This window comes from Acinetobacter sp. Marseille-Q1623, assembly GCF_902809895.1.
In the GTDB taxonomy this organism is placed as follows: Bacteria; Pseudomonadota; Gammaproteobacteria; order Pseudomonadales; family Moraxellaceae; genus Acinetobacter; species Acinetobacter piscicola_A.
On the sequence record NZ_CADDWG010000001.1, the window covers coordinates 1,350,868 to 1,377,655 of the forward strand.

The 26,788-nt window shown below is 37.4% G+C and carries 24 protein-coding genes; 8 read left to right on the forward strand and 16 right to left on the reverse strand.

Annotation, left to right across the window (positions count from 1 at the left end; all coding sequences use genetic code 11):
* Positions 1–22 precede the first annotated feature (22 nt).
* The 3 genes from rsmG to HUV91_RS06490 form a co-directional block, all read right to left on the reverse strand.
* A complete protein-coding gene (gene rsmG, locus HUV91_RS06480; protein WP_130072617.1) occupies positions 23–655 on the reverse strand; it encodes a 16S rRNA (guanine(527)-N(7))-methyltransferase RsmG in 633 nt (210 codons plus the stop codon).
* A gap of 105 nt (positions 656–760) precedes the next feature.
* Positions 761–1,450 carry an N-acetylmuramate alpha-1-phosphate uridylyltransferase MurU gene (gene murU, locus HUV91_RS06485; RefSeq protein ID WP_130072619.1) on the reverse strand — a complete coding sequence of 230 codons (690 nt, stop codon included), beginning with the start codon at positions 1,448–1,450 and terminating at the stop codon, positions 761–763.
* Complete coding sequence (locus tag HUV91_RS06490; RefSeq protein WP_130072621.1) at positions 1,451–2,464, reverse strand: aminoglycoside phosphotransferase family protein; 1,014 nt, start codon at positions 2,462–2,464, stop codon at positions 1,451–1,453. It lies immediately after the preceding gene.
* Positions 2,465–2,583: 119 nt separating this feature from the next.
* Between HUV91_RS06490 and HUV91_RS06495 the strand changes: the two genes are divergently transcribed.
* On the forward strand, positions 2,584–5,070 hold the full coding sequence (locus HUV91_RS06495; protein WP_174492903.1) for an LPS-assembly protein LptD: 2,487 nt from the start codon (positions 2,584–2,586) through the stop codon (positions 5,068–5,070).
* Positions 5,070–6,389, forward strand: coding sequence for a peptidylprolyl isomerase (locus tag HUV91_RS06500; RefSeq protein WP_130072624.1), 1,320 nt, complete (start codon positions 5,070–5,072; stop codon positions 6,387–6,389). The genes HUV91_RS06495 and HUV91_RS06500 overlap by 1 nt, the downstream gene beginning before the upstream one ends.
* A 604-nt stretch (positions 6,390–6,993) precedes the next feature.
* On the opposite strand, the gene hfq is transcribed toward HUV91_RS06500, so the two are convergent.
* The 4 genes from hfq to tsaE form a co-directional block, all read right to left on the reverse strand.
* The gene (gene hfq / locus HUV91_RS06505; protein WP_174492904.1) at positions 6,994–7,509 is read right to left on the reverse strand and encodes an RNA chaperone Hfq; all 516 of its coding nucleotides are present in this window, start codon (positions 7,507–7,509) and stop codon (positions 6,994–6,996) included.
* A gap of 93 nt (positions 7,510–7,602) precedes the next feature.
* A complete protein-coding gene (miaA, locus tag HUV91_RS06510) occupies positions 7,603–8,547 on the reverse strand; it encodes a tRNA (adenosine(37)-N6)-dimethylallyltransferase MiaA (protein WP_174492905.1) in 945 nt (314 codons plus the stop codon).
* A gap of 6 nt (positions 8,548–8,553) precedes the next feature.
* A complete protein-coding gene (mutL, locus tag HUV91_RS06515; RefSeq protein ID WP_174492906.1) occupies positions 8,554–10,563 on the reverse strand; it encodes a DNA mismatch repair endonuclease MutL in 2,010 nt (669 codons plus the stop codon).
* 8 nt (positions 10,564–10,571) lie between these two features.
* Positions 10,572–11,042 (reverse strand): tRNA (adenosine(37)-N6)-threonylcarbamoyltransferase complex ATPase subunit type 1 TsaE, encoded by a 471-nt coding sequence (gene tsaE, locus HUV91_RS06520; protein ID WP_174493600.1) that lies wholly within the window; start codon positions 11,040–11,042, stop codon positions 10,572–10,574.
* A 236-nt stretch (positions 11,043–11,278) separates the two neighbouring features.
* Between tsaE and HUV91_RS06525 the strand changes: the two genes are divergently transcribed.
* The 3 genes from HUV91_RS06525 (at position 11,279) to HUV91_RS06535 (ending at position 13,137) form a co-directional block, all read left to right on the forward strand.
* Entirely contained in the window at positions 11,279–12,187 is a 909-nt protein-coding gene (locus tag HUV91_RS06525; RefSeq protein ID WP_174492907.1) for a pseudouridine synthase, read from the forward strand.
* A 102-nt stretch (positions 12,188–12,289) separates the two neighbouring features.
* Positions 12,290–12,601, forward strand: a complete 312-nt coding sequence (locus HUV91_RS06530) for a type II toxin-antitoxin system RelB/DinJ family antitoxin (RefSeq protein WP_174492908.1) — start codon at positions 12,290–12,292, stop codon at positions 12,599–12,601.
* Positions 12,602–12,693: 92 nt separating this feature from the next.
* Positions 12,694–13,137 (forward strand): GNAT family N-acetyltransferase, encoded by a 444-nt coding sequence (locus HUV91_RS06535; RefSeq protein ID WP_130072638.1) that lies wholly within the window; start codon positions 12,694–12,696, stop codon positions 13,135–13,137.
* 34 nt (positions 13,138–13,171) lie between these two features.
* Here HUV91_RS06535 and HUV91_RS06540 read toward each other — a convergent pair whose 3' ends face one another.
* The gene (locus HUV91_RS06540) at positions 13,172–13,897 is read right to left on the reverse strand and encodes a pseudouridine synthase (protein ID WP_130073033.1); all 726 of its coding nucleotides are present in this window, start codon (positions 13,895–13,897) and stop codon (positions 13,172–13,174) included.
* Between the two features lie 138 nt (positions 13,898–14,035).
* On the opposite strand from HUV91_RS06540, the gene HUV91_RS06545 reads away from it, so the two are divergent.
* A complete protein-coding gene (locus tag HUV91_RS06545) occupies positions 14,036–14,497 on the forward strand; it encodes a DUF441 domain-containing protein (protein ID WP_174492909.1) in 462 nt (153 codons plus the stop codon).
* 95 nt (positions 14,498–14,592) lie between these two features.
* On the opposite strand, the gene HUV91_RS06550 is transcribed toward HUV91_RS06545, so the two are convergent.
* Positions 14,593–15,576, reverse strand: a complete 984-nt coding sequence (locus HUV91_RS06550; protein ID WP_174492910.1) for an ion transporter — start codon at positions 15,574–15,576, stop codon at positions 14,593–14,595.
* Between the two features lie 224 nt (positions 15,577–15,800).
* Between HUV91_RS06550 and HUV91_RS06555 the strand changes: the two genes are divergently transcribed.
* Positions 15,801–17,147: an amino acid permease gene (locus HUV91_RS06555; protein WP_130072644.1), complete on the forward strand. Its 1,347-nt coding sequence runs from the start codon at positions 15,801–15,803 to the stop codon at positions 17,145–17,147.
* A gap of 349 nt (positions 17,148–17,496) precedes the next feature.
* On the opposite strand, the gene HUV91_RS06560 is transcribed toward HUV91_RS06555, so the two are convergent.
* Entirely contained in the window at positions 17,497–18,516 is a 1,020-nt protein-coding gene (locus tag HUV91_RS06560; RefSeq protein ID WP_130072646.1) for a sensor domain-containing diguanylate cyclase, read from the reverse strand.
* A gap of 223 nt (positions 18,517–18,739) precedes the next feature.
* Between HUV91_RS06560 and HUV91_RS06565 the strand changes: the two genes are divergently transcribed.
* Positions 18,740–19,225: an Lrp/AsnC family transcriptional regulator gene (locus HUV91_RS06565; protein ID WP_130072648.1), complete on the forward strand. Its 486-nt coding sequence runs from the start codon at positions 18,740–18,742 to the stop codon at positions 19,223–19,225.
* A 123-nt stretch (positions 19,226–19,348) separates the two neighbouring features.
* On the opposite strand, the gene HUV91_RS06570 is transcribed toward HUV91_RS06565, so the two are convergent.
* From HUV91_RS06570 to HUV91_RS06595, 6 genes are all read right to left on the reverse strand, one after another.
* The gene (locus HUV91_RS06570) at positions 19,349–20,092 is read right to left on the reverse strand and encodes an SDR family NAD(P)-dependent oxidoreductase (protein ID WP_174492911.1); all 744 of its coding nucleotides are present in this window, start codon (positions 20,090–20,092) and stop codon (positions 19,349–19,351) included.
* Between the two features lie 245 nt (positions 20,093–20,337).
* Positions 20,338–20,553, reverse strand: a complete 216-nt coding sequence (locus HUV91_RS06575) for a hypothetical protein (protein ID WP_174492912.1) — start codon at positions 20,551–20,553, stop codon at positions 20,338–20,340.
* Between the two features lie 16 nt (positions 20,554–20,569).
* Positions 20,570–21,946, reverse strand: coding sequence for a hypothetical protein (locus HUV91_RS06580; RefSeq protein WP_174492913.1), 1,377 nt, complete (start codon positions 21,944–21,946; stop codon positions 20,570–20,572).
* Positions 21,947–22,005: 59 nt separating this feature from the next.
* Complete coding sequence (locus HUV91_RS06585; protein WP_174492914.1) at positions 22,006–24,645, reverse strand: bifunctional aconitate hydratase 2/2-methylisocitrate dehydratase; 2,640 nt, start codon at positions 24,643–24,645, stop codon at positions 22,006–22,008.
* Positions 24,646–24,950: 305 nt separating this feature from the next.
* Positions 24,951–25,220: a hypothetical protein gene (locus HUV91_RS06590; RefSeq protein WP_174492915.1), complete on the reverse strand. Its 270-nt coding sequence runs from the start codon at positions 25,218–25,220 to the stop codon at positions 24,951–24,953.
* Between the two features lie 162 nt (positions 25,221–25,382).
* Positions 25,383–26,606, reverse strand: a complete 1,224-nt coding sequence (locus HUV91_RS06595; protein ID WP_228721847.1) for a tetratricopeptide repeat protein — start codon at positions 26,604–26,606, stop codon at positions 25,383–25,385.
* Between the last annotated feature and the right edge of the window lie 182 nt (positions 26,607–26,788).

The following is a 26,788-nucleotide window of genomic DNA, read 5'->3' on the forward strand; positions in this document are numbered from 1 at the left end:
TAACCCCAATGCTTAAGATGAGTTAAATTTGTTTTAATAAAAGAAGATGACGCTGTTCGTCTAAACGCGGCACATGCAATTCGATAATGTCACAACTAAACTGTGCTTTCAGCTGTGCAACTTCATCATCAGGAATGAGACCTTTCATCGATGCAATAATACTCTCAGCATGCATAAATGGTTTTGACGCTGCAACAAAGTCGGTGAGTGATGCAAAGGCACGGCTTGTAATAACATCAAATTGACCCAACGCTTGAATGCTGTCTTCATTTTCCACACGAGTTTGTACTGCAACGACATTTTGTAATTTTAAGTCTGCAATAAATTGTTTTAAGAACCGAATTTTTTTACCATTTGAATCTAGCAATACACATTGGCGTTCAGGCTGACACAACGCAATGATCATGCCAGGCATACCACCACCTGTACCAATATCGAGCAATCGACCTTCAGGTAAAACATTTAAAATGCTTAAACTATCCAGAAGATGTTTCACCAACATTTCTTTAGGATCACGAATCGCGGTTAGATTATACGCTTTGTTCCACAGCACAAGCGCATCTTGATACTTTAATAAAAGTCCGAGTGCTTCATCGCTGAGTTTTAACCCAAGCTTTTCACTGCCTTGCTTTAAGTCTTGAAAATATGGATGCATAAACACGCAACATCTCTAAAAAATTATTCAAAGTATACCGATTTCTTGAGCGTGGAACACTAGTAAACGATGAGTTAATACGCAATTAAGCAAATGAACTGCTACTTAAACGTATTCACCTTGTCGAATCTGCAAATCTAAAGCCGTTAAACGTTCAGGCGTACCAACATCCACCCAAGCTGCTGACATTTTTTCGGCAGAAATTTTCTGCTCTAACATCGCTTGCTTTAGTAATGGCGCTAAAGGTCGTTTCCCTTGTGCCAAACCATCAAACATTTTAGGATCTATCACCGATACACCACTAAAAGTAAGATGCTCACCCTCTACATTTTGATCAAAAGTATACGCTCGACCATTTGCCAAAATAAAATCGCCATTTGGATGCTGACTTGGATTTTCGACAAAAACCAAATGTGCTAAATCATCACCCAATTTTACATCTAATAATTGTGCAAAATCGAAAGTCGTCCACACATCGCCATTGAGCAAAATAAACGGTTCTTCACCAAGCAAAGGCAAAGCATTAATAATACCGCCTGCCGTTTCTAAGCCCTCATTTTCACGCGTCCAACGAATGCTCACACCAAATTGCGAACCATCACCCAATGCCCCAATCAAGACATCGGCCAACCACGCGGAATTGATGATAATCTCAGTCACACCAATATTTTTTAACTTTTCGATATGCCAAACAATTAAGGCTTTTCCACCAACTTCAAGTAAAGGCTTCGGTTTGTATAACGTCAACGGACGCATACGATTACCCAAGCCTGCTGCTAAAATCATGGCTTTCATTTATGCAACAACCTCGTATTTACCATATTTTTGTTGAAAAGCAGGTAAAACTTTAACATGTATAAATTGCATAAATGGTTGTAGTTCTGCATACGGCTGAGACTCTTCCAGTAAATACCACATCACACGTGGTAAATCTTTAAGATAACCTGACTTGCCATCACGCTCGAACAAACGCACAAAAATACCTAAAATTTTAATATGACGCTGTATTGCCATGAGGTCTGCATCTTTTTTAAATTGCTCAAAATCGCGACCTTGTTTTTGTACTTCAGGCAACAAGTCATAGAACACTTTAAACCATGTATAAACACGCTCAGCATTCCACTGTACATAAGCATCACGGGTAATCGAGATTAAGTCATAGGTATCTGCCCCAATCACTGCGTCTTGGAAGTCAATCACACCAAGATCAGTCTCATTGTCTAACTTCATCAAGTTACGACTATGAAAATCACGATGTACAATGACTTGGGGTTGTGCTAATGCCGCATTCGCCAAAATTGCAAAAGTACGCTTAATCAAGGCACTTTCATCTGCACTCGGCTGAATCTTTAAAGAAGGCAATAACCAATCCGTGAGCAATTCCATTTCTGAAATCAGTTTTTCATATGCATACGCTGGAAAATGCCCTTCACCTTGAATGGTTTGAAGTTGTACCAACTGTTTAAAACTTTGTAGATAATATTGATCTACAGTATCATCATCTAACAAAGTCGATAACAAAACATCACCAAAATCCTCAAGCAATAAAAAGCCTTGCTCAAGATCTTTAGCCACAATATGCGGTACACGTACACCATGTTGGTCAAAGAATTCATCAATCGACACAAAAGGTACACAATCTTCTTGTTCAGGAGGTGCATCCATCAACATAAATGTTTTATTATTCAAGCTAATTCGTGCATAACGACGGAAACTAGCATCGCCTGCTAAAAAGTTGATTTCAAATTGATCTGAATTGAGTACAGATGTTATCCATGTTTGTATCAATTGTTCACGTTGTGTTTTCATTTGCAATTAAATCTATTACAGGCTGTTTTTTTGAAGTGTTAAGTGTAGCTACTTATCAACTTTTTCTCTATGATTCGACAATAATTAATTGCGATCTGCATACTTGGTTAATGAGACAAATGAAGCATCAGTTTAAATTTAATCCTTTAGCGACTGCTATTTTGACACTTCTTTGCGGAAGTTCAGTATCCAGCTATGCCGAAGCTACGGACACTGCACCAGCGGTAGATAATGAAGCATTAAAGTCTGCCCTTCAGGAAAGTTATCCTGGACAGAATTTTTACGCTCAATACTATGTCAATAAAGATTCAGCACAAGCACAAGTGCGCAATATTGACAATGCTAGCAACCGCTACTGTGATGGTGTTTGGGTCACACCATTTAATACCGATCAAAAAGCAGCACCACCTGAAGAAACCACCTCCATCATTACAGCCGATCATGGCTATTACAATCCAAATGGTGACTCCACGCTTACAGGCGATGTCGTGATTGACCAAAATGGACGCATGGTACGTGCTGATGAAGTTGTGATCGACAAAACCCAAACTTTTGCTAAAGCCAAAGGCAATGTGCAAATGGCACAAGGTGGTTTAATCGCACAAAGTGACCAAATTGACTACAACTTAAAAGAACAAACTGGCGAACTCAATAATAGCTTTTATATTGCTGAAGCAACCCATGCCCATGGGCATGCAAAAAAAATTGAAAAAACCTCACCAAGCACAGTCGTACTCGAAGATGCAAGCTATAGTACATGCCCACCAGAACAATCACCAACATGGCAAATCAAAGCCAAACAGATTGAACTTAACCAAGATACAGGTCGTGGTGTTACTCGTGGCACGAAACTTTATATCAAAGATACTCCAGTTTTAGCTGTACCGTATTTTAACTTTCCTATTGATGACCGCCGTACAACAGGGATCCTCAACCCAACCTTCGGTTTTACCAATGATGGGGGTGTGGAGGTTTCCGTCCCTGTCTATTTAAACTTAGCACCAAATTATGATGCAACCATTACCCCTCGCGTGATCAGCGACCGTGGTGTACATGCATCAGCTGCATTTCGTTATTTAACAGAAGATTTTGGTGCAGGTCGTATTTGGGGAAGCTACTTACCTTCTGACAAAGAATATGATGATCAAGATCGTAAAGACTTACATTTACTGCATGCTTGGCAAATCAACGACCAATGGTCAACTAATTTAGAATATAACTACGTTTCAGATAAAGACTTTTTCTCCGACTTAGACAGTGACCCCAACTCACGTACCGAGTTAAATCAACGTCGCGCTTGGGAGTTAAATTATGGGCATGGTATTCCGGGTTTAAATGCCAAATTACGTGTCGAAGACTTCCAAACCCTAGATAAAAGTATTCCTGATGTCGACAAACCCTATGCACGTTTACCGCAGTTATTGGTCAATTATGTCAAAGGAAATCCGCAAGGCTTACAATTTGAGTTTAATAACGATACTGCGTACTTCCAAAAAGATATTAATGATTTTAATCAGATCAATAGTACAAATTCTTCCGTCTACCAACCCAGTGGTACACGACTGTATAATGAGTTCACGGCACGTTATAATTTCCGTAACCCGTGGGGCTTTGCAATTCCTCAAGCCAGTGTACGTACTTTAAATACTTTTTATGATCAAAAAACCATTGATCGTATCGATGCGACCAATTCAAACCTAAGCAATGATAATAAAAATAAATCCGTAATCGTCCCAGAGTTTACGTTCGATACAGGTTTAACCTTTGAACGTGAAGGCAAATATTTACAAACCATTAGCCCACGTGCATTTTATGCGTACGCACCTTATGAAAATCAAAATGGTTATCCAAACTTTGACTCTACCACTGCATCGATCAGTTATGATCAATTGTTTAACCCACGTCGCTTCTATGGACATGACCGACTAGAAGATAACAACTTCCTCTCTTTAGGGGTAAGTTATAGCTTATTTGATACCGTAGGTTTAGAGCGTCTACGTGCAGGTATTGGTCAAAGCTTCTACTTTTCAGACCGCCGTGTAACCTTAAATGACTATGAAAACCAAAAGGATGAATTTGACACAGACCACCAGTCTGGTCCTGTGCTTAGCCTATCTAGTCAACTAACAGAAAACTTTACAGTCAGCGCTAACTCAGCGTGGATGTCTAATGGCGATAATGCACAACGTGATTTCCAACTGTATTACACAGGCGATAAAGGTAACCTGTACAATATTGGCTATTTCTACCGTGATTATTTACCAGACCGACAAGACAAGTACGACCAAGTCGTTGCATCATTTATACAACCTGTAAAAGACAATTGGCGTATTATGGGCCATGTTCAATATGACATGGACAATAATGTCGCACGTGAATATCTTGCTGGTGTGAATTATGAGTCATGCTGTTGGGGTGTATCACTCTATGGCCGTGAATATTTTAATGATTTAGATAATGTAAATGACCCTGATGTCAAACCTAAACGTGCAGTCATGGTAGAATTTACATTAAAAGGCTTAGGTGGCTTAAATAACAAATTAAGCTCATTGCTTGAAAATCGTATCTTAGGCTTCGATAAAATTAATCAAACTTGGACACATTAATGAAGACGCAAAATTTAAAACAACTTTTTAAGGCTACCGCTCTCGCACTGTTTATTTCTTCATCAATGCCGACATTTGCTGCACCCACTGACCAAGTCATTGCAGTGGTTGGCGATCGTGCAATTTTAAAAAGCGACTTAATACAAGGAATGGCTGAAGCTACTCACCAGCTACAAGCACAAAAAAAAGAAGTTCCACCTGCACAGTTTTTACAACGCCAAATCTTAAATCAATTGATTATTCAAAATGCACAATTGGAACAAGTCAAACGCTATAATTTAAAAATTGACGAAAAAACTTTAAATGATGCAGTACTAAAAGTCGCAAATCAATCAGGTTCAAACTCACTCGAAGCATTTCAACAAAAACTAGATGCAATGGCTCCAGGCACTTATGAAGGTTTACGTAACCGTATTTCAGATGATTTACTCATTCAACGTTTACGTCAACAACAAGTCATGTCACGCATTAAAATTTCAGACCAAGACGTAGAAAACTTCTTAAAATCACCTGAAGGACAAGCCGCTGTTGGCAGTCAAGCACATGTCATTCATGTACGTATTTCAGGTGATGCCAATGCCAATGAACTTGAAAATGTAGCAAAGCAAATCAAAGCTGAGCTCAATACTAGCAATGACGTTAAAGCGCTAGAACAAAAATTTAGCAATGCACACATTCAAGTCGAAGGTGCTGATATGGGTTTCCGTCCATTATCAGACATCCCTGCTGAACTTGCAGCACGCGTGAGCGCTTTAAATGCAGGGCAAACGACAGACCTCATCAAAGCACAAGATGGCTTACATATTCTCAAGCTCATTGAACGTAAAGGTAACGAACAAAAAGCTTTAGTTACACAATACGAAACACGTCATATCTTAATTAAGACGTCTGAAGTCGTAACACCTGAAAATGCTAAACAAAGTGCTGAGAGTATTTTTAACCGCTTAAAAGCAGGTGATAACTTTGCCACACTTGCAGCTACATACTCAAATGACCCAGGTTCAGCACGTGATGGCGGTAGCTTAGGTTGGGTAAGCCCTGGGATGATGGTGCCTGAATTTGACAAAGTCATGCAAAATACACCTGCAGGTGAAATCAGCCAACCGTTTGAAACACAGTTCGGCTGGCACATTTTACAAGTGCAAGATATTCGCAAACAAGACATGACTGCCGAATATCAAAAACGAATGGCACGTCAAATTTTAGGTGAGCGTCAATTTGACTCTGAACTTGATGGCTGGTTGCGTGAATTACGTGCCAACACCTATGTTGAAATCAAAGATAAAAGCTTAGATGATAAAAATAATCAAGCTCAATAATTTTATCAACAATAAAAAACCAGTCTAAATTGGCTGGTTTTTTATAAAAGTAGTTAAATCACACTTAAAATCAAAATGCAATATTTAACAAATCACTTTAAACCATTCAATATATCTTCAAAATAGCATCGCCATTTACAATATTAGATTTAATTAAAATCGTAGATTCAAAAAATTATTATTTATAAACACTTACTTTTTATGAAAAATTAAAATGCTCAACAGCCTACTTATAGCACTTCCCATAAGCACAAACAGATGTTGAAGGTAATAATGTAACAAAATAACGAAATTCCACTAGCTCATGCATAGGAATACTTTAAAGTTGTTCCATATGTACAAAAATTAAATATCAGCCAAATTCAACAATACAGTTTTTGCTGTGATTCACTCTAGAGTGATTTACAGTCAACGCATTGGGCATTTATTGGTTATCTATAATTGAATATTATTTTTAGTACAAACAAACTTGATCAATGAATTGAGTAGCATATAGGTCTCTACAATCATTTTAGTGCTATTTTCAATATATAAAAAAATGGGCGCTTTCAAAGCACCCATTTCAATACATCAATTAAAATTTAATTCATGTCAAAATTATAAATTAACGATTGTTTTCGTCATCTTGTGAATCTTCAAACTTCGTTTCGCCTTCGAAACCAGAAGCTGATTGACCACCAAAGCCACCTTGACCACCGAAGCCGCCTTGGTTACCACCGAAGCCACCTTGACCACCGAAGCCGCCTTGACCACCGAAGCCACCTTGACCACCAAAGCCACCTTGGTTACCACCGAAGCCACCTTGACCACCGAAGCCACCTTGACCACCGAAGCCACCTTGACCACCGAAGCCACCTTGACCACCGAAGCCACCAGCTGCTTGACCAGGTGCACCAGCAGGCGCACCAGCAGGACGTGGATTACGTGCTGGAACAACTGTAGAAATCGCATGTTTATAAACCATTTGGCTTACAGTGTTTTTTAATAACACAACGTATTGGTCAAAAGATTCAATATGCCCTTGTAGTTTAATACCGTTTACAAGAAAGATAGAAACTGGAATACGTTCTTTACGGAGAGAATTTAAGAACGGATCTTGTAAAGTTTGACCTTTAGACATTTTATACTCCAAAAAAAAAATTAAATATCAGCGCAAAAACTATCTTTATTTTTCAATTAAAATTTATAAAAAAGATAGTAGGTAAATTTTGCTTTATCCATGTAAGTTTCGCAAGTCTTCTTGAGCTTGCTTTATAGTCAAATAGGTTTTAAATTGGTGAGATTCTTGCAAAGAACGTAACCAAGTGTATTGACGTTTAGCTAATTGTCGTGTTGCGTATAATGATTTATCCTCCATTTCTTGCTTGCTTTTAAGACTTCTGTCACTATTTTTTAGATAATCTAAAGCTTGACGATAACCTACCGAACGTGCTGATGGCAAATTATCATTAAGATTATATTTTTCAATCAAAGCCTCAACCTCATTTAAAAATCCGATTTCCCACATATTTTTTAAACGAAGCGCGATTCTCTGATGTAATTCTACCCGATCTGGCCACAAAGCATAATTATGAAAACTGTAACGGTATGCGACATTTTTAGGTTGTTCTGCTTGTAATTTTGTAATCGCTTGCCCTGTCAACTTATATACTTCTAGTGCACGAATGATGCGCTGTTTATCACTCACTTTGAATTTTTCACCCGCAAGCGGGTCAACTGCTTTTAATTCCTCATACACAGCTTGCCAGCCCTCAGCTTCAGCTTGGGCTTCAATTTCAGCACGTACTGCATAGTCTGCACTCGGTAAGTTTGAAGACAAACCTTCAAGTAAGGCTTTAAAATACAACATTGTGCCACCTACAAGCACAGGTGTTTTGCCGCGTGCATGAATATCATCAATCAAAGCACATGCGTCTTCAACAAATTCAGCCGCAGAATATACTTGCAAAGGGCTAATAATATCAATGAGATGATGCGGATATTGTTGCTGCTCTGCTTTGGTTGGTTTGGCTGTTCCAATGTCCATATCTTGATAAACCAAAGCTGAATCCACCGAGATCAGCTCCACATTACCACGCTCATAGAGTTCACATGCCAAAGCGGTTTTACCACTTGCAGTAGGTCCCATTAAATTGATAACAGGCATTTGATTTGACATGAACAACTACTCTCCTCGAGCAAATAATTTATCTAATTGTGCCAATGGAAATGCCCGCCATGTTGGACGACCATGATTACACTGACTGGCAAATTCGGTTTGTTCCATCTGACGTAGCAAAGCATTCATTTCAGATAAACTTAACATTCGATGTGCACGTACCGCACCATGACATGCCATACCTGCCAAAATATGATCACGTTTTTGTTGCAGTGCTTGTGCTTCATCATTTGGGTCTAAATCATTGAGTAACTCTGGCACAAGTGCTGCAAAGTCCGCCTTATGTAAAATAGCAGGCACCCCTCTAACAATCACTTGTTCATCACCATATTGGTCAATATCTAGACCTAAACGTTCAAGTTGCGGCTTTAATTCTTCAACTCTTGTGGCTTGCATTCGGGTAATAGAAATCACTTTTGGAATCAACAGCTGCTGCGATGTCCAAAATTCAGGTTTATCCCATGCCATTTTCATTTGTTGCAACAAAATACGTTCATGGGCTGCATGCATATCAACAATGATCAAACCTTCTGTATTTTGCGCCAAAATATAAATGCCATGTAGTTGGGCAATTGCAATCCCTAAAGGATATTCATCAACTGTTGTTCGCTTCATCGCATTTAGCGCTGCAACTGATTGATCAAATGAAGCTTGATCAGATAGCCCGTTATTCACCTCTATATCGGATGTTTCACGTAAAGGCGTAAGATAACTTTTTAACGCATTATTGAGCTGCTGTGTGCCACGATATTGCTGTTGTGGTTGATAGTGCACAGCGTGTGGCTGATTTGAACTAAAATCAGTTAATGCTTCAGGTTCAGGAGAATTACAATCCCTCTGATCACTTAGGCTATTTTCCTGCGAAACTTGTGAAGTTACTGTAGTATCACGGTGTAATTGAAATTGTTCTTGATAACGCGGTTGAACCGATTGACTCTGCTCTTGCACCTGCTCAACTTTCATAGCACTCGATAAATCAGCTGTTGCGGTTTGAAACTGTGACAATGTTTCTTTCGCAAAATGACGTACAAATTCATGCACTTCACGTTGATTTAAAAAACGAATTTCATGCTTAGTTGGATGCACATTCACATCAATATTTTCAGGATCAACTTCTAAAAATAACAAATATGCCGCATGTTGATGTCCATGCAAAATCCCATCATATGCCATACGCAGTGCATGAGAAATAGTTTTATCTTTAACGATACGCCCATTCACATACACATATTGTAAATCGGCTTGAGCGCGTGCATCGGATGGATGTCCAAGCCAACCTGACAGACGCATACTGATGCTATCTGCATCGATCCAATACGCATTTTCAGTGAATTGACGACCGAGCAACTGTTGCACACGTTGGAAACGCAGCTCACCACTGTCCGCAATGGGAAGATTCAAACGAATATTCTCGTTATGCTCCAACACAAAACGAATATCAAAATGAGTCAAAGCAAGACGTCGAACAATTTCTTCAATATGTCCAAATTCGGTATTCGGTTTTTTTAAAAATTTACGTCGTGCAGGTACATTAAAAAATAAATCTTGTACCCGAATATGTGTGCCCTTTTGCGCTGCAATGGCTTGAATTTCTTGATGATCAAAAGCTGTGCCATTGACTTCAACTTGATAACCAACACCTGATTCATCCTGACTACTGCTCAATGTCAAACGTGACACCGCCGCAATTGAAGCCAATGCTTCACCACGGAAACCCAAACTCACAATCGCTTGTAAATCATCGGCAGTTTGAATTTTACTGGTCGCATGCCGTGTCACAGAAAGTGCTAAATCTTCTGCGTGAATACCTTGACCATTGTCAATGATTTCAATCAAGGTACTGCCGCCATTCGCCACACGAATGATCAGCTCAGTTGCACCCGCATCAATTGAATTTTCAAGTAATTCTTTCACCACTGAAGACGGGCGTTCAATCACCTCACCTGCTGCAATTTGATTGGCAAGTGCAGGGTGTAACGTATGAATTCTTTTTTGGCTAGATTCCACTGTCGACATGCCGAAACCTATGCGTAATGATCCTGTAATTGTGTATAAAGTGCAACATCATTCAGTTCAAGAATGACCTCTCGCATCTCTTCATGATCCGTTTTTAAAATGTTTAAAATCAAATCTGCTTGTGGAATTTCATCCCCCCCCTTAGATGGCCATTCAAATAAAAATAAAGCATTCTCAATATCTAAATAGTCACGAATCCCCATAAGTTCAAGTTCATAAGGGTCGTTTAAACGATATAAATCAAAATGAAAAACATCTTTATGGTTGATTTTATAGGGTTCAACCAAAGTATAAGTCGGGCTTTTCACTGCACCTTGATGCCCCAATTGTTGCAACCAATAACGTGTCAGTGTCGTCTTACCTGCACCTAAATCGCCAATCAAATAAATCACACCTTTTGCAAAATTTTCCGCCAAAATACGGGCGAGTTTTTGAGTATCTTGTTCGTTGCTGAGATTTAATTTAACTGAATACTGCATATTTGGCACGGCATGGTGAAAACAGACCAACATCATAACATTTCATAGCTTTCAATGTAAAAATTACTGTAGTGAAACAAAATATTTCATGTAATTTTCATTTAAAAAAGATCGTGGCTTAGAAATGCCCTGTCATTTTTTTCACTTTCAAAGGTATTATTTTAAATGTAATACTGCATCTGGCTTCAATTTTATCTAAAATCGATACGACCTTTTTAGCTTAAAATTACCGATTTATGTCCACCGCAAAATTTAAGCCACCGATGATTGGCGGGGTGAATGCCAGTCAAGTCTATCTTCCTAAACTTACACAACCCACGGGAAAATTATTTGATTATTTATGTGAAAAATTTCCACATATTGCAGCACACGAATGGCAACAACGTTTCCAAGATCAACTTATTTTTGATGAATATGGTCAGATCTTAACGCTCAATACGCCTTATCTTGAAAATAGTCATATTTTTTATTATCGTTTTTTAGAACATGAAATTCATGTTCCATTTCAAGAACACATATTATTTGAAAATGATCATTTTATTGCGGTCGATAAACCACATTTTTTAACCATCAGCCCTACAGGGCAATATCTGCAAGAAACTTTATTGGTACGGTTAAAAAAAGCCACCAATAATCCTGATTTAACCCCAATCCATCGTTTAGATCGTGAAACAGCAGGCATTGTTTTAATCTCAAAATGTGCTCAGACACGGGGAATATATCAGCAATTATTTGCTGAACGACAAGTGCAAAAAGTCTATCATGCCATTGCAGCTTATCGCCCTGAACTCATATTTCCTCAAGAAGTTAAGCTTAGAATGGAAAAAGGGCAGCCCTTTTATACCATGCGTATCGTTGATGGCGAGATCAACTCTAGTACAAAAATTCAATTACTAGACCATAATCACACTTGGGCAAAATACCAACTTCATCCTGAAACAGGTAAACAACATCAACTGCGTGTGCACTTAAATCACTTACATATTCCTATAAAAAATGATCCGTTTTACCCCACCGTGATGCATAAGAATGAGGCTGATTTTTCTCATCCCCTGCAACTGCTTGCAAAAGAATTATGGTTTAAAGACCCGATCAGCCAAAAAGAAATGCACTTCACTTCTTTAAAAGAACTGACAATTGAATGACATTGTAATGACAATTTTGTGTTTTTTCATGTCTAATCATTGAAATTACATTTAGTTTGATTAAAATGAAACATCCAAACGACAGCAAATTTTGGCTCATTCATGCGAAAAACCGAAGTCTATCAAGTACGCCTTGATTCACAAGAAAAAAAACAGGCTTTTGCTGTTTTCAAGCAATTAGGCATTACGCCTGCACAAGCAGTTCGTCTTTTTTTCAAACAAGTGGTTTTAACCAAATCCATCCCTTTTGCGATTGAAAATCAAAATATCAATATGGAACAGTTATTGAAATTAAAAAAAATCAAACAAGAGCAAGCGCAATCTATAGAAGACAGCCCTCTTTCACATTTAGATGAAGACGATATTTTTGCTGAGTTGAATGCGATCCTGAATGAAAAAAGTGACAAAACTTAACAGTGTCTTATTTCTAAACAATTTTTTTGATTGAATATTCATTTTTTTCGTTATGCTCTCTTTACCACGATAACAAAACAAAGAGAGAAAAAATGATCGTAAAACGTGCTACTGAAAGTGACTTGCAACAACTTGCAATTTTGTTTGATGAGTATCGCCAGTTTTATGGTGCATCTTCAAATACATCTGAATCTTATCATTTTTTAAAACAACGTTTTGAAAATCAACAAAGTGTTATTTTTATTCATATTAAAGATGACGTCATTACTGGTTTTATTTTACTTTATCTTGGCTTTTCATCTTTAGCATGTTCAACCTATTATATTTTAGATGACGTCTATGTTACACCGATCTATCGACGCCAAGGTTCAGCAAAACAGTTGATCGATACTGCCATTTTATTTGCCCGACATGAAAATGCTTTACGCATTAGTTTAGAAACCCAAAAATCCAATTACCAATCTCATCAATTATACGAACAAATGGGTTTTGTGCGTGACGATGAGTTTTGTACCTATCATTGTTTTCTCAAATAAATAGACATTGGTACGTATTATTTTATGTGAATATTCATCCTAAATATTCGATACATTCACTTTGATTTTTTGCAGCTTGAATCTGTTGTTCATTTAAATAGACATATTGCCCTTGTTCGAGTTGTCCTAAATCCAACAAACCCACTTGCTGACGATGCAAAGTGATAACTTTATTACCCACAGCAGCCAACATACGTTTGACTTGGTGATATACACCTTGATGAATCGTTAAGGACAGTTTATTTTCTGCAAGTTTTTCAGCCTGACTTGCCGCATAAATGCCTTTTTCATTGCGCAATTCCACACCTTGCAATAACTGTTCAATTTGTATTGGGCTGATCGGATCTGCAGTTTCTACGATATACACTTTAGGTACATGTTTTTTAGGATGAGTTAAAGCCTGTAAAAATTGACCATCGTCTGTCAACAACAAGATGCCCGTCGTATCTTGATCTAAACGACCAATGCACTGCACACCTCGATTTAACAACAACTCATCCATTAAGTCGAAAACACTAAAATGATGGGTAGCTTGATGTGAGCATTCATAGTCTTGTGGTTTATGTAGTGCTAAATAAACCTTTTCACGGTACTGATATTGTTGAGCGAAAACCTGAAACTTTAATTGCTGTTCTGCTATTTTAAATTTTACATCCGTGATCACTTGCCCATCTATCTGAACCGCACCACTTTTGATTAAGTGTTGACAATGTTTACGACTACCAAAACCTTGTGACTGTAAAATTTTTTCCAATAACATCATCTATGCACCATGAATCAAGCCTCGCTATTGTAACGGAATCATGATGGATTTTGTGATTTGAGATAAAAATTCGGTTTATTGTGATGATATCGCTATACTATTCATGTTTCCCACCAACACTTTTGCATCAGAATTATGAATTTTGCATCACATCTTGATTTAAACTTAATTGTACTTTTGGTTTTATTGGCATGTGGTCTTTTTAGTCATAATAGTGCTGTGACCATTGCTGCTGCCGTACTGATCATCTTTCGGATCACCCCTTTAAGCGAATATTTTTATTTATTGCAAAATCATGGTTTAAATATCGGGATTGTCATCTTAACCATTGGCGTACTTACCCCCATCGCGAGTGGTAAAATTCCTGGTGATGCGATTTTAAAATCATTTCTTAGTTGGAAATCTCTACTTGCTATCGCTGTCGGTCTTTTAGTGGCATGGTTAGGAGGACGTGGTGTCAAACTCATGACCAATCAACCCAATATTGTCGCAGGGTTGCTGATCGGTACTGTTGCAGGCGTTGCTGTTTTACGTGGCGTACCTGTTGGCCCCCTGATTGCAGCAGGAATTTTATCAATCATCATTGGGCTTTCTTAAGGCTTTAACCCCCATCTTGCTCAATGAAGACTTGTCTTATGCTCAATACCAATATAATTCATCAAGCTCTAGCTTTCTTATAGAGAGCAGCATACCTATTCAGGTAATTTATGCCCGCAATGTGGACAAAAACAATATTTATTCCGCTCGCGTTCTAATGCTGCTTCGCGGCGTTCACGAATCAGTTGTAATACAATATCTTGCGTTTGTTCTGTGGATAACCCGACTTCTCTACGAATATTGTCTATTTTTTCTTCATCATCAATGATGTCAATTTCACAACTTTCCAATAAATCACGAAACTTTAATTCAAGTTGTTGTTTTCGCAATTCTAATTCATTGGCTAAACCATTGGCTAAAATACCCGCGGGTAATGCAGCCAAACCTACGCCAAGAATCGTAATAAGTGCACCTAAAAAACGCCCTAAAGGAGTGATCGGAGTGACATCACCATAACCGACGGTGGTCAATGTCACTACAGCCCACCACATGGAGGCAGGAATAGAACTAAATACTTCAGGTTGTACACGACTTTCAACCACATAAATGCCTGCGGCTGCCATCACAATCATGATCAATAAAATAAAAATTACGGCTTGAAATGAGCCTCTTTCTCGTTCAATCACACGCAGTAAAATCTGTAATGAAACAAAATAACGCGTTAATTTTAATAATCGCAATAATCTTAAAATTCGTAGAAAACGTAAATCGATATGCACAAAGAAGTTAATATACGCAGGTAAAATTGCTAATAAATCAATAATTGCTGCACCACTAGTCACATAGTGCCAACGCTGTTTCCATTCCGACTCAAAAGGCTTATCTTCAACTACGCTCCAAAAACGCAAGATATACTCAAGACTAAACACCACGATGGAAATATTTTCAAAAGTATCAAAATAAACGCGATATACCTTATAAATATCATTAATGGATTCGAGTAAAACAGCGATCACATTACCAATAATCAAAAAAATCAGTAAGAAGTTGACTGCACGGCTAAACTTGGTTTCGTAGTCATCATTATGTAAGTTGTTGTAGACAAATCTGCGAAATGTATACCAAGCGGTTATTCTCATGCGTCATGCTTTGGAATGTATTTAAATTCTTATTATGGTAATACGCAGTTTTTCGCTTTACAAATGTTCATATCCTCACGACATATATTTTATACATTTTTAGATAGTGCATACCGAACATTTATAAATAAAATTTTATAAATGTATAAATTTTTATTATAGTATCAATTACACTTATTTCTGTGCTGCTGCACAATCTCACCTACTACATAAATGGATCATTTATGTCATCGCAAAAGCAAAGCCAACTTCAACATGGCTTAAGTAACCGTCACATTCAACTCATTGCTTTGGGCGGCTCGATCGGGACTGGGCTTTTTCTTGGTATTTCACAAACCATTAAACTTGCAGGTCCCTCGGTTATTTTAGGTTATGCCATCGCAGGTTTAATCGCCTTTTTTATGATGCGCCAACTTGGTGAAATGGTGGTCGAAGAACCTGTTAGCGGCTCTTTTAGTTATTTTGCCTATAAATTTTGGAGCCCTTTTGCAGGCTTTATGTCAGGTTGGAATTATTGGGTACTCAATATTTTAGTGTGTATGGCAGAACTCAGCGCCATCGGTTTATACATACATTATTGGTGGCCTGACATTCCAACATGGATGTCTGCACTCGCTTTTTTTGTCTTAATCAATGCAATCAACTTAGTGCATGTCAAAGTTTTTGGTGAAATGGAGTTTTTATTTTCAATCATCAAAATTGTCGCAATCATCGGTATGATCGGCTTCGGGGCTTGGCTACTCGCGAGTGGTCACGCAGGTGAAACCGCATCCATTTCCAATTTATGGGCTTTGGGCGGCTTTTTTCCGAATGGTTTGACTGGCTTAGTCATGGCAATGGCGATTATCATGTTCTCCTTTGGTGGTATTGAATTGGTCGGGATTGCTGCAGCAGAAACCAAAGACCCAACCAAAACCATTCCTAAAGCAGTCAATCAGATCGTTTATCGTGTTTTACTCTTTTATGTCTTAACCATTGTAGTTTTACTATCGTTATTTCCTTGGAATCAAATCGCTGAAGGTGGTAGTCCCTTTGTCTTGATTTTTGACTCTTTGGGCAGTCAAGGTGTTGCCACTGTTTTAAATTTTGTCGTGCTCACAGCAGCCATTTCAGTCTATAACGGAACAAGTTATGGTACGAGTCGCATGTTACTTGGACTCGCAGAACAAGGCAATGCACCTAAGTTCCTTCGTAAAATTAATCAACGTGGTATTCCCTATGCCGCGATTTTGACGTCTGCATTCGTCACTTTAATTTGTGTTGTGTTGAATTATATTTTCCCCGAAAAAGCTTTTAAATTACTGATGAGTTTGGTCGTATCCGCCATTGTGATCAATTGGATGATGTTGGCATGTACCCATCTTAAATTTAAACAGAAAATGCAACAACTTAAGCACAATACACTTTTTCCCACCATTGCCTATCCACTGAGTAATTATATTTGTATCGCCTTTATGCTCAGTATTTTAGTCATTATGTGGTTAACACCCGATATGCGTATTGCGGTTTTATTGATTCCTGTATGGATCATCTGTTTGAGTTTAGCGTATGGGTTAAAGCAGAAAAAATGAATGTTATTTTAAAAAATCTAATTCAATATTGACTAAAAATAAATTGCGGACAGTATATTTAAAGGCACCCTTCCTCTAAAGATACTGTCCGCAGAATCAAAACCAGTCTCCCAAATGGCTTTGATTGAATAAATTTAGTATATTGAAATAGCAAGTAAAATGTTTCTCTTATTTCAGTTTTATTTCTCTTTTTTTGAAAATATTTTCCCTCGATTTAAATTATATTGAAAATATTTTCTAAATTTAAATAAACTAACAATAATTATCTTAAATTAATCCTTATCGTTTGAAAATTTTTCAAAAACAACAATCTCAATTTTTAAAATACTTAAACTCAGCATCCAACCCCTTATTCATGGTTGATCATCTTCACTGATTTTCTTTCACGCTTGTCTTCATACATATTTAAGTCGGCACATTCAATCAGCTGATCTATGCTCTGTGCATCTTTTGGGAAAATTGCCAAGCCTAAACTTGCCCCTATTTTTAAATCAATATTTTCAAATACAAAAGGCAAACCACATGCTTCAGAAATACGGTTCATCGCAGTTTTTGCTAAAGCTTGATTTTCCACTGAAGATAAAATTACAGCAAATTCATCGCCACCTAAACGTGCAACTAAGTCATCATGTCGAATAGACTTTTTGATTCGATCTGCAATTTCTTTTAAAGCAATATCCCCTAGTCGATGCCCATATTCATCATTGATATGTTTTAAACCATCCATATCAATCATTAAAACACCTAATTTTTTATTATTTTGCTTTGCTGTAAGCAGTCCTTGACGCAAACAATCTAAAAATAATGCCCGATTTGCCAAACCTGTCAGTTGGTCTTGCGTCGCTAACTTATACAGCTCTTGTGCCCCAAAGCGAGTGGCATGATACATTGCAGCTGCGATCAGTTCCGACATTAAAGTTAAAAGTTGTAGGTCACCTTCTTTAAATGCTGACACTTTTTCTGCATAAATTTTTAGCACACCAATCGCATCCCCACAATGAATCAGGGGAACGACCGCCATTGAACGCAGTCCAACTTTTCGACAAGCGACTTTATCTACCCGTGCATCGAGTTCACTATCTTCACAATATAAAATTTTGTTTTGTATAACACATAAGCCCGACAAACTATTTTCTTGACTTAAACGTAAGCCCAATAAATGTGCTGCCCCACCTGATACCGCACGATAGACCATCTCACCCTCTTCTGCCAACTCCACCACAGCCCCTTTTGCTTGAGTCATCAATTGGGCTTGTTCTGCGACCAACGTCATTACAGCATTTAAATCGAGTCCCAATTTCGCAATTGCAGTTTGGGTTTGAATGACAGCCATCAGTTGTTTTTGTGTCGGTTGTTTGGATTTAGGCATATTGTGAAAGAGAGAATTTAGCGATGATTTCATTCTAAAAATAATTTCATTTTTTGTATAGCGGCTTTCAATATGGTTATTTGCTATTCTTTGACAAGTTGCAAACTTTCAAGCATTTAATGTTGTTTTTTACAGCACTTCGACACGGATTTGTAGTTTTGCATTTCATAACGAGCAAGAGTGTTATAAGCTTTTTTTAATTAAAATATCATTTGATTTTGTCATGACTGATACTGTTTACCAACTTGATCGTATTGATCGAAAAATTTTATCTGAGCTTCGTAAAGATGGTCGTTTGAGTGTGACCGAACTGGCTGAAAAGGTAAATCTGTCGACTTCTCCGTGTTGGACACGTTTAAAGCGTTTAGAAAATGCCCATATCATTGATGGTTATACCGCAAATATTAATCCAAAAGCTTTGGGCATTAATGAGTTATTTTTTATTGAAATTACACTTGAACGGCATGATGATGAAATTTTAGATGAGTTTAGTCATGCCCTTGCCAATATGCCTGAAGTTGTTGAAGCGCATTTAGTCACAGGTGATTATGATTATTTAGTGAAAGTTGCAGTAAAAAATGCAGAGCATTATGAGCGTTTTTTACGGAAAAACTTATACTCTATGAAAGGGATTCGTCATACTCGTTCTATTTTTGCGTTAAGACCGTTAAAGCTGGCAAATAGTGCGGATTTGTTAATGATTGAATAACTTTCAATTTTTCATGATCATCGTTCTATTATAGGTTTCTATTTTTCTCATTTTAAAATAAATGAAGCATTAGCACAGATACATAGATCTAGCTGTGCTAATTACAACTATGGTTTATTTACTTTATTGAGCAGTATAACCACCATCTACTAAGATCGCTGTACCATTCACAAAAGAAGCTTTATCACTTGCAAGAAATAGAACAACATTTGCGACTTCTTCAGGCTGCCCCAAGCGTCCAATTGGATGTAGTTTAGCGAGTGTTTCTTTTTGGCGTTCATCAGCCGCACTCAACAATGGCGTATCAATATACCCTGGACATACGGCATTAATACGTATTCCTTTGGCTGCATAATCAATAGCAAGTGTTTGGGTGAGTAGTTTTACACCAGCTTTTGCTGCTGCATATGCAGTTACTCCCTTTTTACCGACCCAACTATGGATTGAACCACAATTCACAATCACGCCTTGTTTATTTTCTGCTAGCCAATATTCAATGGCATATTTATCCACTAAATACACTGCTGTTAAGTTAATATCTATGGTTTTTTGCCAGCGATCTACGGGTAACTGGTCAATTGGTGCATCCATCGCTACACCAGCATTGGCAAAGACAATATCTAGACCAGAAAATGTATCCACTGTGTGTTGGATCAAGTCTTTATTTTCTTGTTCGTTGCGTACATCTATTTGGAAATAACTGGTGGTAAAACCTTGTTGATTAAGTTCATCACTCACTGTTTGTCCCTGCTGACTTAAATCAGCAATAACTACTTTAGCACCATTTTTGCAAAATGCCTTTACCGTTGCTAAGCCAATCCCACTTGCACCACCTGTTACAATCACTACTTTATTGTTAAAACTCATCTTTTTCATCCTTAAGCCATTACCTGTTTTATAAATAACATATCTCAGGCTAAAAACCCATTAAGTAAGTATGGTGTGTTCTGATTTATTTTTCTCAATTCTGAGCATCTTGTTTTGGCTAAATTTCTTGTTTTATGTTTTAATGGAAACAGTATGAGATGAGCCTTATATGAGTATCACGCGAGTGATACGACTAGCCCCCTGATTCAGGGGGCTTTTTAATGTCTACAATTTAGTCTATTCAATCATTGAATGTCAAAGACCCATTTTTTAGCGTCTAAATCGCTCGTGGTTTCACAGACATAATAGTCATGATCCCAAGCATCTTGATTAAAGATTTCCTTTTTAAAGTAAGTCACTTGTTTACCATTTTCTACGCAGACAAAGCTTTCACCTTGCTCTTTAACTTGTGTTCCGTTGAGGAAACCTCCAATGCAGAGAAAGCGGGATTGTTTAGACATCGCTTATTTCTTTCCTTTACAATTTCTTAATTTCAGCATTCCCATTTAAATAGGAAAAATAATGTTTAGAAGATGTTAATAACTTTAATAAAAATTTATTTACCAACTCCCTTAGTATTATAGTATTTTTCCAAGCCTCATTAACATTAGTCACTTTATTACCATGAGCCGCATCATTTCTTTGTTGCCATGCTATATTTTCAATTTCAGACAGTTCTAATGAAATATCTTTACAGAAAAAATTCATTTTATCCTTCTGTGAATAAGTATTCATATTTCCTATTTTATTTAAAAATATTTTCTTATGTTCATCAGCCAATTCAAGATCATCAAATTGAGCTTCTAATTGCTTACGTATTTTTTTAAAAATTGAATTATCTAAAATTTTACTATAACTAACATTATTAATTTTCATATAGTTAGCCTGTAACTTTTCAATCAAAGCACCATAATGCACAGCTGCCGTAATAGAATTAGAGTTTACTGCTATCCAATAAGTAAAAAATATATTACCAAGATCATATTCTTCATATTTGACATAAAATTCTTGAATCAGATTTTGGAAAAAATTAGGTTCTATAATATTTAGAGCATACAAGCTAAGAGGAGTCGGTAATTGAAAATTAATACCTAATTGATTCCTCTCATTATCATTAATATTCTTGATATAGCTACTTGTTGGAGTCATATATTTATTTAAAAATGTATACCCATAAAATATCAATGGACACCCTAAAATAAAAGAAATAATTTTTCTAATTTTTTCTCTTTTTACCAATTCAACATCTTTTTTATAAATTATCACGGCTTTATATTTATCATTACTTTTAACTATAGACACCTCATCTTCTTCGATTATAAATTTAATAGCATTTCTAGAGCAGTATTTTTGATTTACTAAATTATTTATTAATTCATGATCTTCTCCATCAAGCTTATATATCCTCTTATGTTCTTCTTCCCATTCCATAGAATGAGGGAAGATAGCATTAACTTTTAAATTATCAACAAATTCTATTAAATATTCAGCACCTATTTGTTCATGACTATCTTCAAAAGCAATTTCATCAACAATAAATATATCAGTAAATTTAGAACTCCCCTCTATCAAAGAGTGAGTTTGTTGTAATGGTAAAGCATACATTAATATTTTTTGTTTTAAAAATTTATGTTCAAATATGATAAGATATTCATCCTTATCAATATAGCCAGATTTTTTATTTAAATCTAAATCAGATGAATTAGATATAACTCCTTGAACTTTTAGTTTTAGTCTCGCCTCTTCATCTCTATATAATATAAACTCTCCCTCATTACCCCTTAGAAATCCTTTAAGAATACAATTAAACTCATTTAAGTTAAAATTTAAGTTTTCCCAAATACCTAACGACATTTATAATTCCAAAAAATAAGGGCTGAATAATCAGCCCTTATTTTCAACTACTTAATCAATTAAGACAATTGAGCAGCAGCAATTTTTTTCGTATCTACATCAGCAGCAGCATCTGTATAAGTTTCCATCTTATCAAAGTTCAAGTATTGATAGATGTCAGCAGACATGCTGTCAATTTGAGCAGCATATTGTTGATATTCTTCTGGAGTTGGTAATTTACCAAGTACAGCAGCAACAGAAGCAAGCTCAGCAGACGCTAAGTAAACGTTAGCACCTTGACCTAAACGGTTCGGGAAGTTACGAGTAGAAGTCGATACACAAGTTGTGTTCGGTGCTACACGTGCTTGGTTACCCATACATAATGAACAACCTGGCATTTCAGTACGCGCGCCAGCTTTACCATAAGTATTATAGAAACCTTCTTCCATCAATTGGCGTTCGTCCATACGCGTTGGAGGAGCTAACCAAAGACGAGTAGACAATGAACCGCCTGGAACTTTTTCTAACAATTTACCCGCTGCACGGAAATGACCAATGTTAGTCATACAAGAACCAACGAATACTTCGTCAATTTTCACGCCTTGAACGTCAGATAACAATTTCGCATCATCTGGATCATTCGGGCAGCAAAGAACTGGTTCAGTAATCGTAGCAAGGTCGATTTCATACACTTTCGTATATTCAGCGTCAGGATCCGCTTTAAGAAGTGATGGGTTCGCCAACCATTTTTCCATGTTTTCAACACGGCGTGCCATAGTACGTGCATCGCCATAACCTTCAGAAATCATCCATTTCAACATCGTGATGTTTGATTTCAGGTATTCAGCAACTTTCTCTTCAGAAAGTGTGATTGAACAACCAGCAGCTGAACGTTCAGCAGAAGCATCAGAAAGTTCGAATGCTTGCTCAACAGTAAGATCAGTTTCCATTTCTGTTAAGTCGATCTCTAAGATACGACCAGAGAAGATATTTTTCTTACCTTTCTTCTCTACAGTTAAGTCACCTTGCTGAATCGCAACATAAGGAATCGCATGAACAAGGTCACGTAGTGTGATACCAGGTTGCATTTTACCTTTGAATTTCACAAGTACAGATTCAGGCATATCGAGTGGCATAACACCAGTCGCAGCAGCGAACGCTACAAGACCAGAACCCGCTGGGAATGAAATACCAATTGGGAAACGCGTATGCGAGTCACCACCAGTACCAACTGTATCTGGAAGAAGCATACGGTTTAACCAAGAGTGGATAATACCGTCACCTGGACGTAGTGATACACCACCACGGTTCATGATGAAATCAGGAAGCGAGTGTTGCATTTGAACGTCAACTGGTTTTGGATACGCAGCTGTGTGACAGAAAGATTGCATAACAAGGTCAGCAGAGAAACCTAGGCAAGCTAAGTCTTTCAATTCATCACGTGTCATTGGACCTGTTGTATCTTGCGAACCAACAGTGGTCATCTTAGGTTCACAGTAAGTACCTGGAAGTACACCTTGACCTTCAGGAAGACCACAAGCGCGACCGACCATTTTTTGAGCTTGAGTAAAGCCTTTACCTGTTGCAGCAGGTTGAACTGGTGTACGGAACAATGTAGAAGGTGCAAGACCTAATTCTTCACGTGCTTTTGCAGTTAAACCACGACCAACGATCAAGTTGATACGACCACCCGCACGTACTTCATCTAGAAGAACTGGAGTTTTAAGTTCAGCTTCAGCGATTTGAGCACCATCTTTGAATGCAGTTACTTTTGCAGCAGCATGATCAATCTTAAGAACAATTTCGTCACCCATGTTCATGTTTTGAACATCGATTTCTACAGGTAATGCACCTGCATCTTCCATTGTGTTGAAGAAAATCGGAGCGATTTTAGAACCTAAACAGTAGCCACCGTCTTTTTTGTTCGGGATGTGAGCAATTTCATCACCAAAGAACCAAAGCACAGAGTTCGTTGCAGATTTACGAGATGAACCTGTACCCACAACATCACCAACATATGCAACTTGGTTGCCTTTTGCGATGAGATCTTTGATTTGGCTTAATGGACCAACTTCACCTGGTTTTTCAGGGTTGATGCCATCACGTTCGTTTTTCAACATTGCATTTGCATGCAATGGAATGTCTGGACGGCTCCAAGCGTCTTGTGCAGGTGACAAGTCGTCAGTGTTGGTTTCGCCAGTCACTTTGAAAACAGTCAGTTTAATTTCTTCAGGAACATCTTTACGACTTGTGAACCATTCAGCGTCAGCCCAAGATTGAAGAACTGCTTTTGCATTTGCATTGCCCGCTTTTGCTTTATCAGCAACGTCATGGAACGCATCAAATACAAGAAGTGTTTTTTTCAATGCTTCAGCAGCGAGTTCACCTAAGGCAGCATCATCAAGCAATGCAACTAATGGTGCAACGTTATAACCACCAAGCATCGTACCTAGTAAGTAAACCGCACGTTCTTTAGAAACCAAAGGAGAAGTTGCTTCACCCTTTGCCACAGCAGCTAAGAAAGCAGCTTTTACATAAGCAGCTTGGTCAACGCCCGCTGGAACACGATTTTCAAGCAAGTCAACTAAAAAAGCTTCTTCACCAGCAGGTGGGTTTTTTAATAATTCAACTAATGCAGCAGTTTGAGCATCGTCAAGTGGCTTCGGTGGGACTCCGAGTGCGGCACGTTCTTCAACGTGTTGGCGGTAAGCTTCTAGCACGGTGTTATTCCTCTTTTTTAAAAAATTACTTACGAATGTTTTGCTTCCTTGAAAGCTTCATAAGCAATATGGACAATCAAATTTTACTAAAAATCAAGCCAAAAGTTAATGCAAGCAGCGTGTTAATTCGTGATGACCGTTATTTTGTAAATAAATAGTGGCTGCTTTTTGCTACTTTTATATCCAATATATCTCTCACAAACTCATTTTTTAAAATGAATGTGCTTGCATTACGTTTAACAGATCTTAAACCGTAAAAAAGGCAACCTATTGTTGCCTGAATGGGTGAAATTTAGAATACCACCTTAGTGGACTGTGGTGCTACGTAAATAGTCTTGAAAAGCATTTCTAGAGCCTTCAAATTTGATAAAAATTTCATCCTCATGCAACATAGCATGTTCAGCACTCGCAAATGAAATATGCACTTGGTAAATTTTTGCAGGCTCATCAATCACTTGGCGAATATGCACCTGATCACCTAAACTTAAAACATAGTGACTTCCACTAATCACTGCAACGCCTTGTTCATCCTCTAAGAGCAAGTCTGCATTATGTAGGTACGCAATAACTTCCATTTTCTCACTCCTCTACATTATGTAATTTTCTATTTCTATATTTTATATATGCTTTTCACTTTTTATGCTAATCATTTTTTATTGCAATATTTAAGGCTTTTGCCCCATATTTACCATATGCTTCAATTGAATGCTTATGCATTGCGATCTTAAGATTTTTATTTAAAATAAAGGACATTCTATGGCATACATGGGTTTGTCTTTAACCATTCGTGTTTCTAAGCGACAAATATCATATTTTTTCATGGCAAGCTGATCTACACTTTTACCCTCTTGCGATGCTTGTATCAGTATTTCTAAGGCTTTGTCTTTGTCTGCTAAAACACCCTTACCTTGATAATATGCATCTCCTAAAAAGAATTTTGCCCGTGTATTTCCACTATCAACAGCTTTTGAGTAATAATCAAAGGCCCGCTTAGGATCTCGCTCCACCCCTTGTCCGCGTGCATATAAAATTCCTAAATACAACATCGCATCTGCACTTTTGGACTCAGCAGCTTTTTGCAACATTTGCATTCCTTTATTCAGATCTTTTTTGACGACTTCGCCTTGGGTATACATCCACCCTAAATCTGCCAAAGCCTTTAAATGACCATTTTTAGCCGCTTTTTCAGTCCATTTAAATGATAATTCTGGATCTAATTCTACATATTCGCCACTACTGTAGAGCGAACCTAACATAGCTTGTGCATCCACATGTCCTTGTTCAGCTGCAAGTGCAAAATATCGAAGACTTTCTTGAATATTCTTTTTTACGTAATTCCCATAAAACAATAAACTTCCATAATAATATTGACCAAGTGCAAAACCTTGATCGGCAGATTTTTTTAAATACTCAGCTGCTTTGGTTTTATCCTGCACTACGCCCAGACCATGTGCGTAACAATTAGATAAATTAAATGTCGCCTCTGCTAATCCTTGCGCTGAAGCATATTTTAATAATTCAAAAGCCTTTTTTTCATCTTTAGCAGCAATATCACCACGTTGATATATGGTTGCCAAGTTGACATACGCCAATAGTGAACCTTTTTCCTTGGCTTGATTTAAATAAAACAGCGCTTTACTACTATTTTTAGCTACATTTTCACCTTTATAGTAAAACCAACCTATTGCATTTAATGCTGGTGGATACTCTTGTTCTACGGCTAAATTTAAATATTTCAGCGCCTTTGCCTTGTCATGCTCATAATAATATTCAAAAACTTGATACTGTGCTTTAACATGTCCTGCCTCAGCATCCGCAATAAGTTGTGTTATTTGAGATTGTGATGCAACTGCAGATGGTTCGGATTCGACTGCTTCAGCTTGTTGTGACTGACTGCATGCCGCTAAACTAAGACACAGTAAACTCATACTCATTTTGATATAAATTTGTTTTTTATACATGATGCAATGCCCTTAATTATTCAAACTTTCTCATAAAATATGCACGATTTTTTTGTTTGAATATTTTCGATTTCCCCTTGTGCAGACGTCTTTTCCATTGCCCAATAACGATGATCTAGACCTTAGCCATCAAGGGAAAATATTAATTTTTTAAAACGATCATTTCACCCCTTAACAATAAA

Excerpts from the sequence above, each read along its gene's own strand:
- rsmG (WP_130072617.1), bottom strand. The coding sequence starts at position 655 with ATGCATCCATATTTTCAAGACTTAAAGCAAGGCAGTGAAAAGCTTGGG.
- murU (WP_130072619.1), bottom strand. The coding sequence starts at position 1,450 with ATGAAAGCCATGATTTTAGCAGCAGGCTTGGGTAATCGTATGCGTCCG.
- HUV91_RS06490 (WP_130072621.1), bottom strand. The coding sequence starts at position 2,464 with ATGAAAACACAACGTGAACAATTGATACAAACATGGATAACATCTGTA.
- HUV91_RS06495 (WP_174492903.1), top strand. The coding sequence starts at position 2,584 with ATGAAGCATCAGTTTAAATTTAATCCTTTAGCGACTGCTATTTTGACA.
- HUV91_RS06500 (WP_130072624.1), top strand. The coding sequence starts at position 5,070 with ATGAAGACGCAAAATTTAAAACAACTTTTTAAGGCTACCGCTCTCGCA.
- hfq (WP_174492904.1), bottom strand. The coding sequence starts at position 7,509 with ATGTCTAAAGGTCAAACTTTACAAGATCCGTTCTTAAATTCTCTCCGT.
- miaA (WP_174492905.1), bottom strand. The coding sequence starts at position 8,547 with ATGTCAAATCAAATGCCTGTTATCAATTTAATGGGACCTACTGCAAGT.
- mutL (WP_174492906.1), bottom strand. The coding sequence starts at position 10,563 with ATGTCGACAGTGGAATCTAGCCAAAAAAGAATTCATACGTTACACCCT.
- tsaE (WP_174493600.1), bottom strand. The coding sequence starts at position 11,042 with ATGCAGTATTCAGTTAAATTAAATCTCAGCAACGAACAAGATACTCAA.
- HUV91_RS06525 (WP_174492907.1), top strand. The coding sequence starts at position 11,279 with ATGTCCACCGCAAAATTTAAGCCACCGATGATTGGCGGGGTGAATGCC.
- HUV91_RS06530 (WP_174492908.1), top strand. The coding sequence starts at position 12,290 with ATGCGAAAAACCGAAGTCTATCAAGTACGCCTTGATTCACAAGAAAAA.
- HUV91_RS06535 (WP_130072638.1), top strand. The coding sequence starts at position 12,694 with ATGATCGTAAAACGTGCTACTGAAAGTGACTTGCAACAACTTGCAATT.
- HUV91_RS06540 (WP_130073033.1), bottom strand. The coding sequence starts at position 13,897 with ATGTTATTGGAAAAAATTTTACAGTCACAAGGTTTTGGTAGTCGTAAA.
- HUV91_RS06545 (WP_174492909.1), top strand. The coding sequence starts at position 14,036 with ATGAATTTTGCATCACATCTTGATTTAAACTTAATTGTACTTTTGGTT.
- HUV91_RS06550 (WP_174492910.1), bottom strand. The coding sequence starts at position 15,576 with ATGAGAATAACCGCTTGGTATACATTTCGCAGATTTGTCTACAACAAC.
- HUV91_RS06555 (WP_130072644.1), top strand. The coding sequence starts at position 15,801 with ATGTCATCGCAAAAGCAAAGCCAACTTCAACATGGCTTAAGTAACCGT.
- HUV91_RS06560 (WP_130072646.1), bottom strand. The coding sequence starts at position 18,516 with ATGCCTAAATCCAAACAACCGACACAAAAACAACTGATGGCTGTCATT.
- HUV91_RS06565 (WP_130072648.1), top strand. The coding sequence starts at position 18,740 with ATGACTGATACTGTTTACCAACTTGATCGTATTGATCGAAAAATTTTA.
- HUV91_RS06570 (WP_174492911.1), bottom strand. The coding sequence starts at position 20,092 with ATGAGTTTTAACAATAAAGTAGTGATTGTAACAGGTGGTGCAAGTGGG.
- HUV91_RS06575 (WP_174492912.1), bottom strand. The coding sequence starts at position 20,553 with ATGTCTAAACAATCCCGCTTTCTCTGCATTGGAGGTTTCCTCAACGGA.
- HUV91_RS06580 (WP_174492913.1), bottom strand. The coding sequence starts at position 21,946 with ATGTCGTTAGGTATTTGGGAAAACTTAAATTTTAACTTAAATGAGTTT.
- HUV91_RS06590 (WP_174492915.1), bottom strand. The coding sequence starts at position 25,220 with ATGGAAGTTATTGCGTACCTACATAATGCAGACTTGCTCTTAGAGGAT.
- HUV91_RS06595 (WP_228721847.1), bottom strand. The coding sequence starts at position 26,606 with ATGTATAAAAAACAAATTTATATCAAAATGAGTATGAGTTTACTGTGT.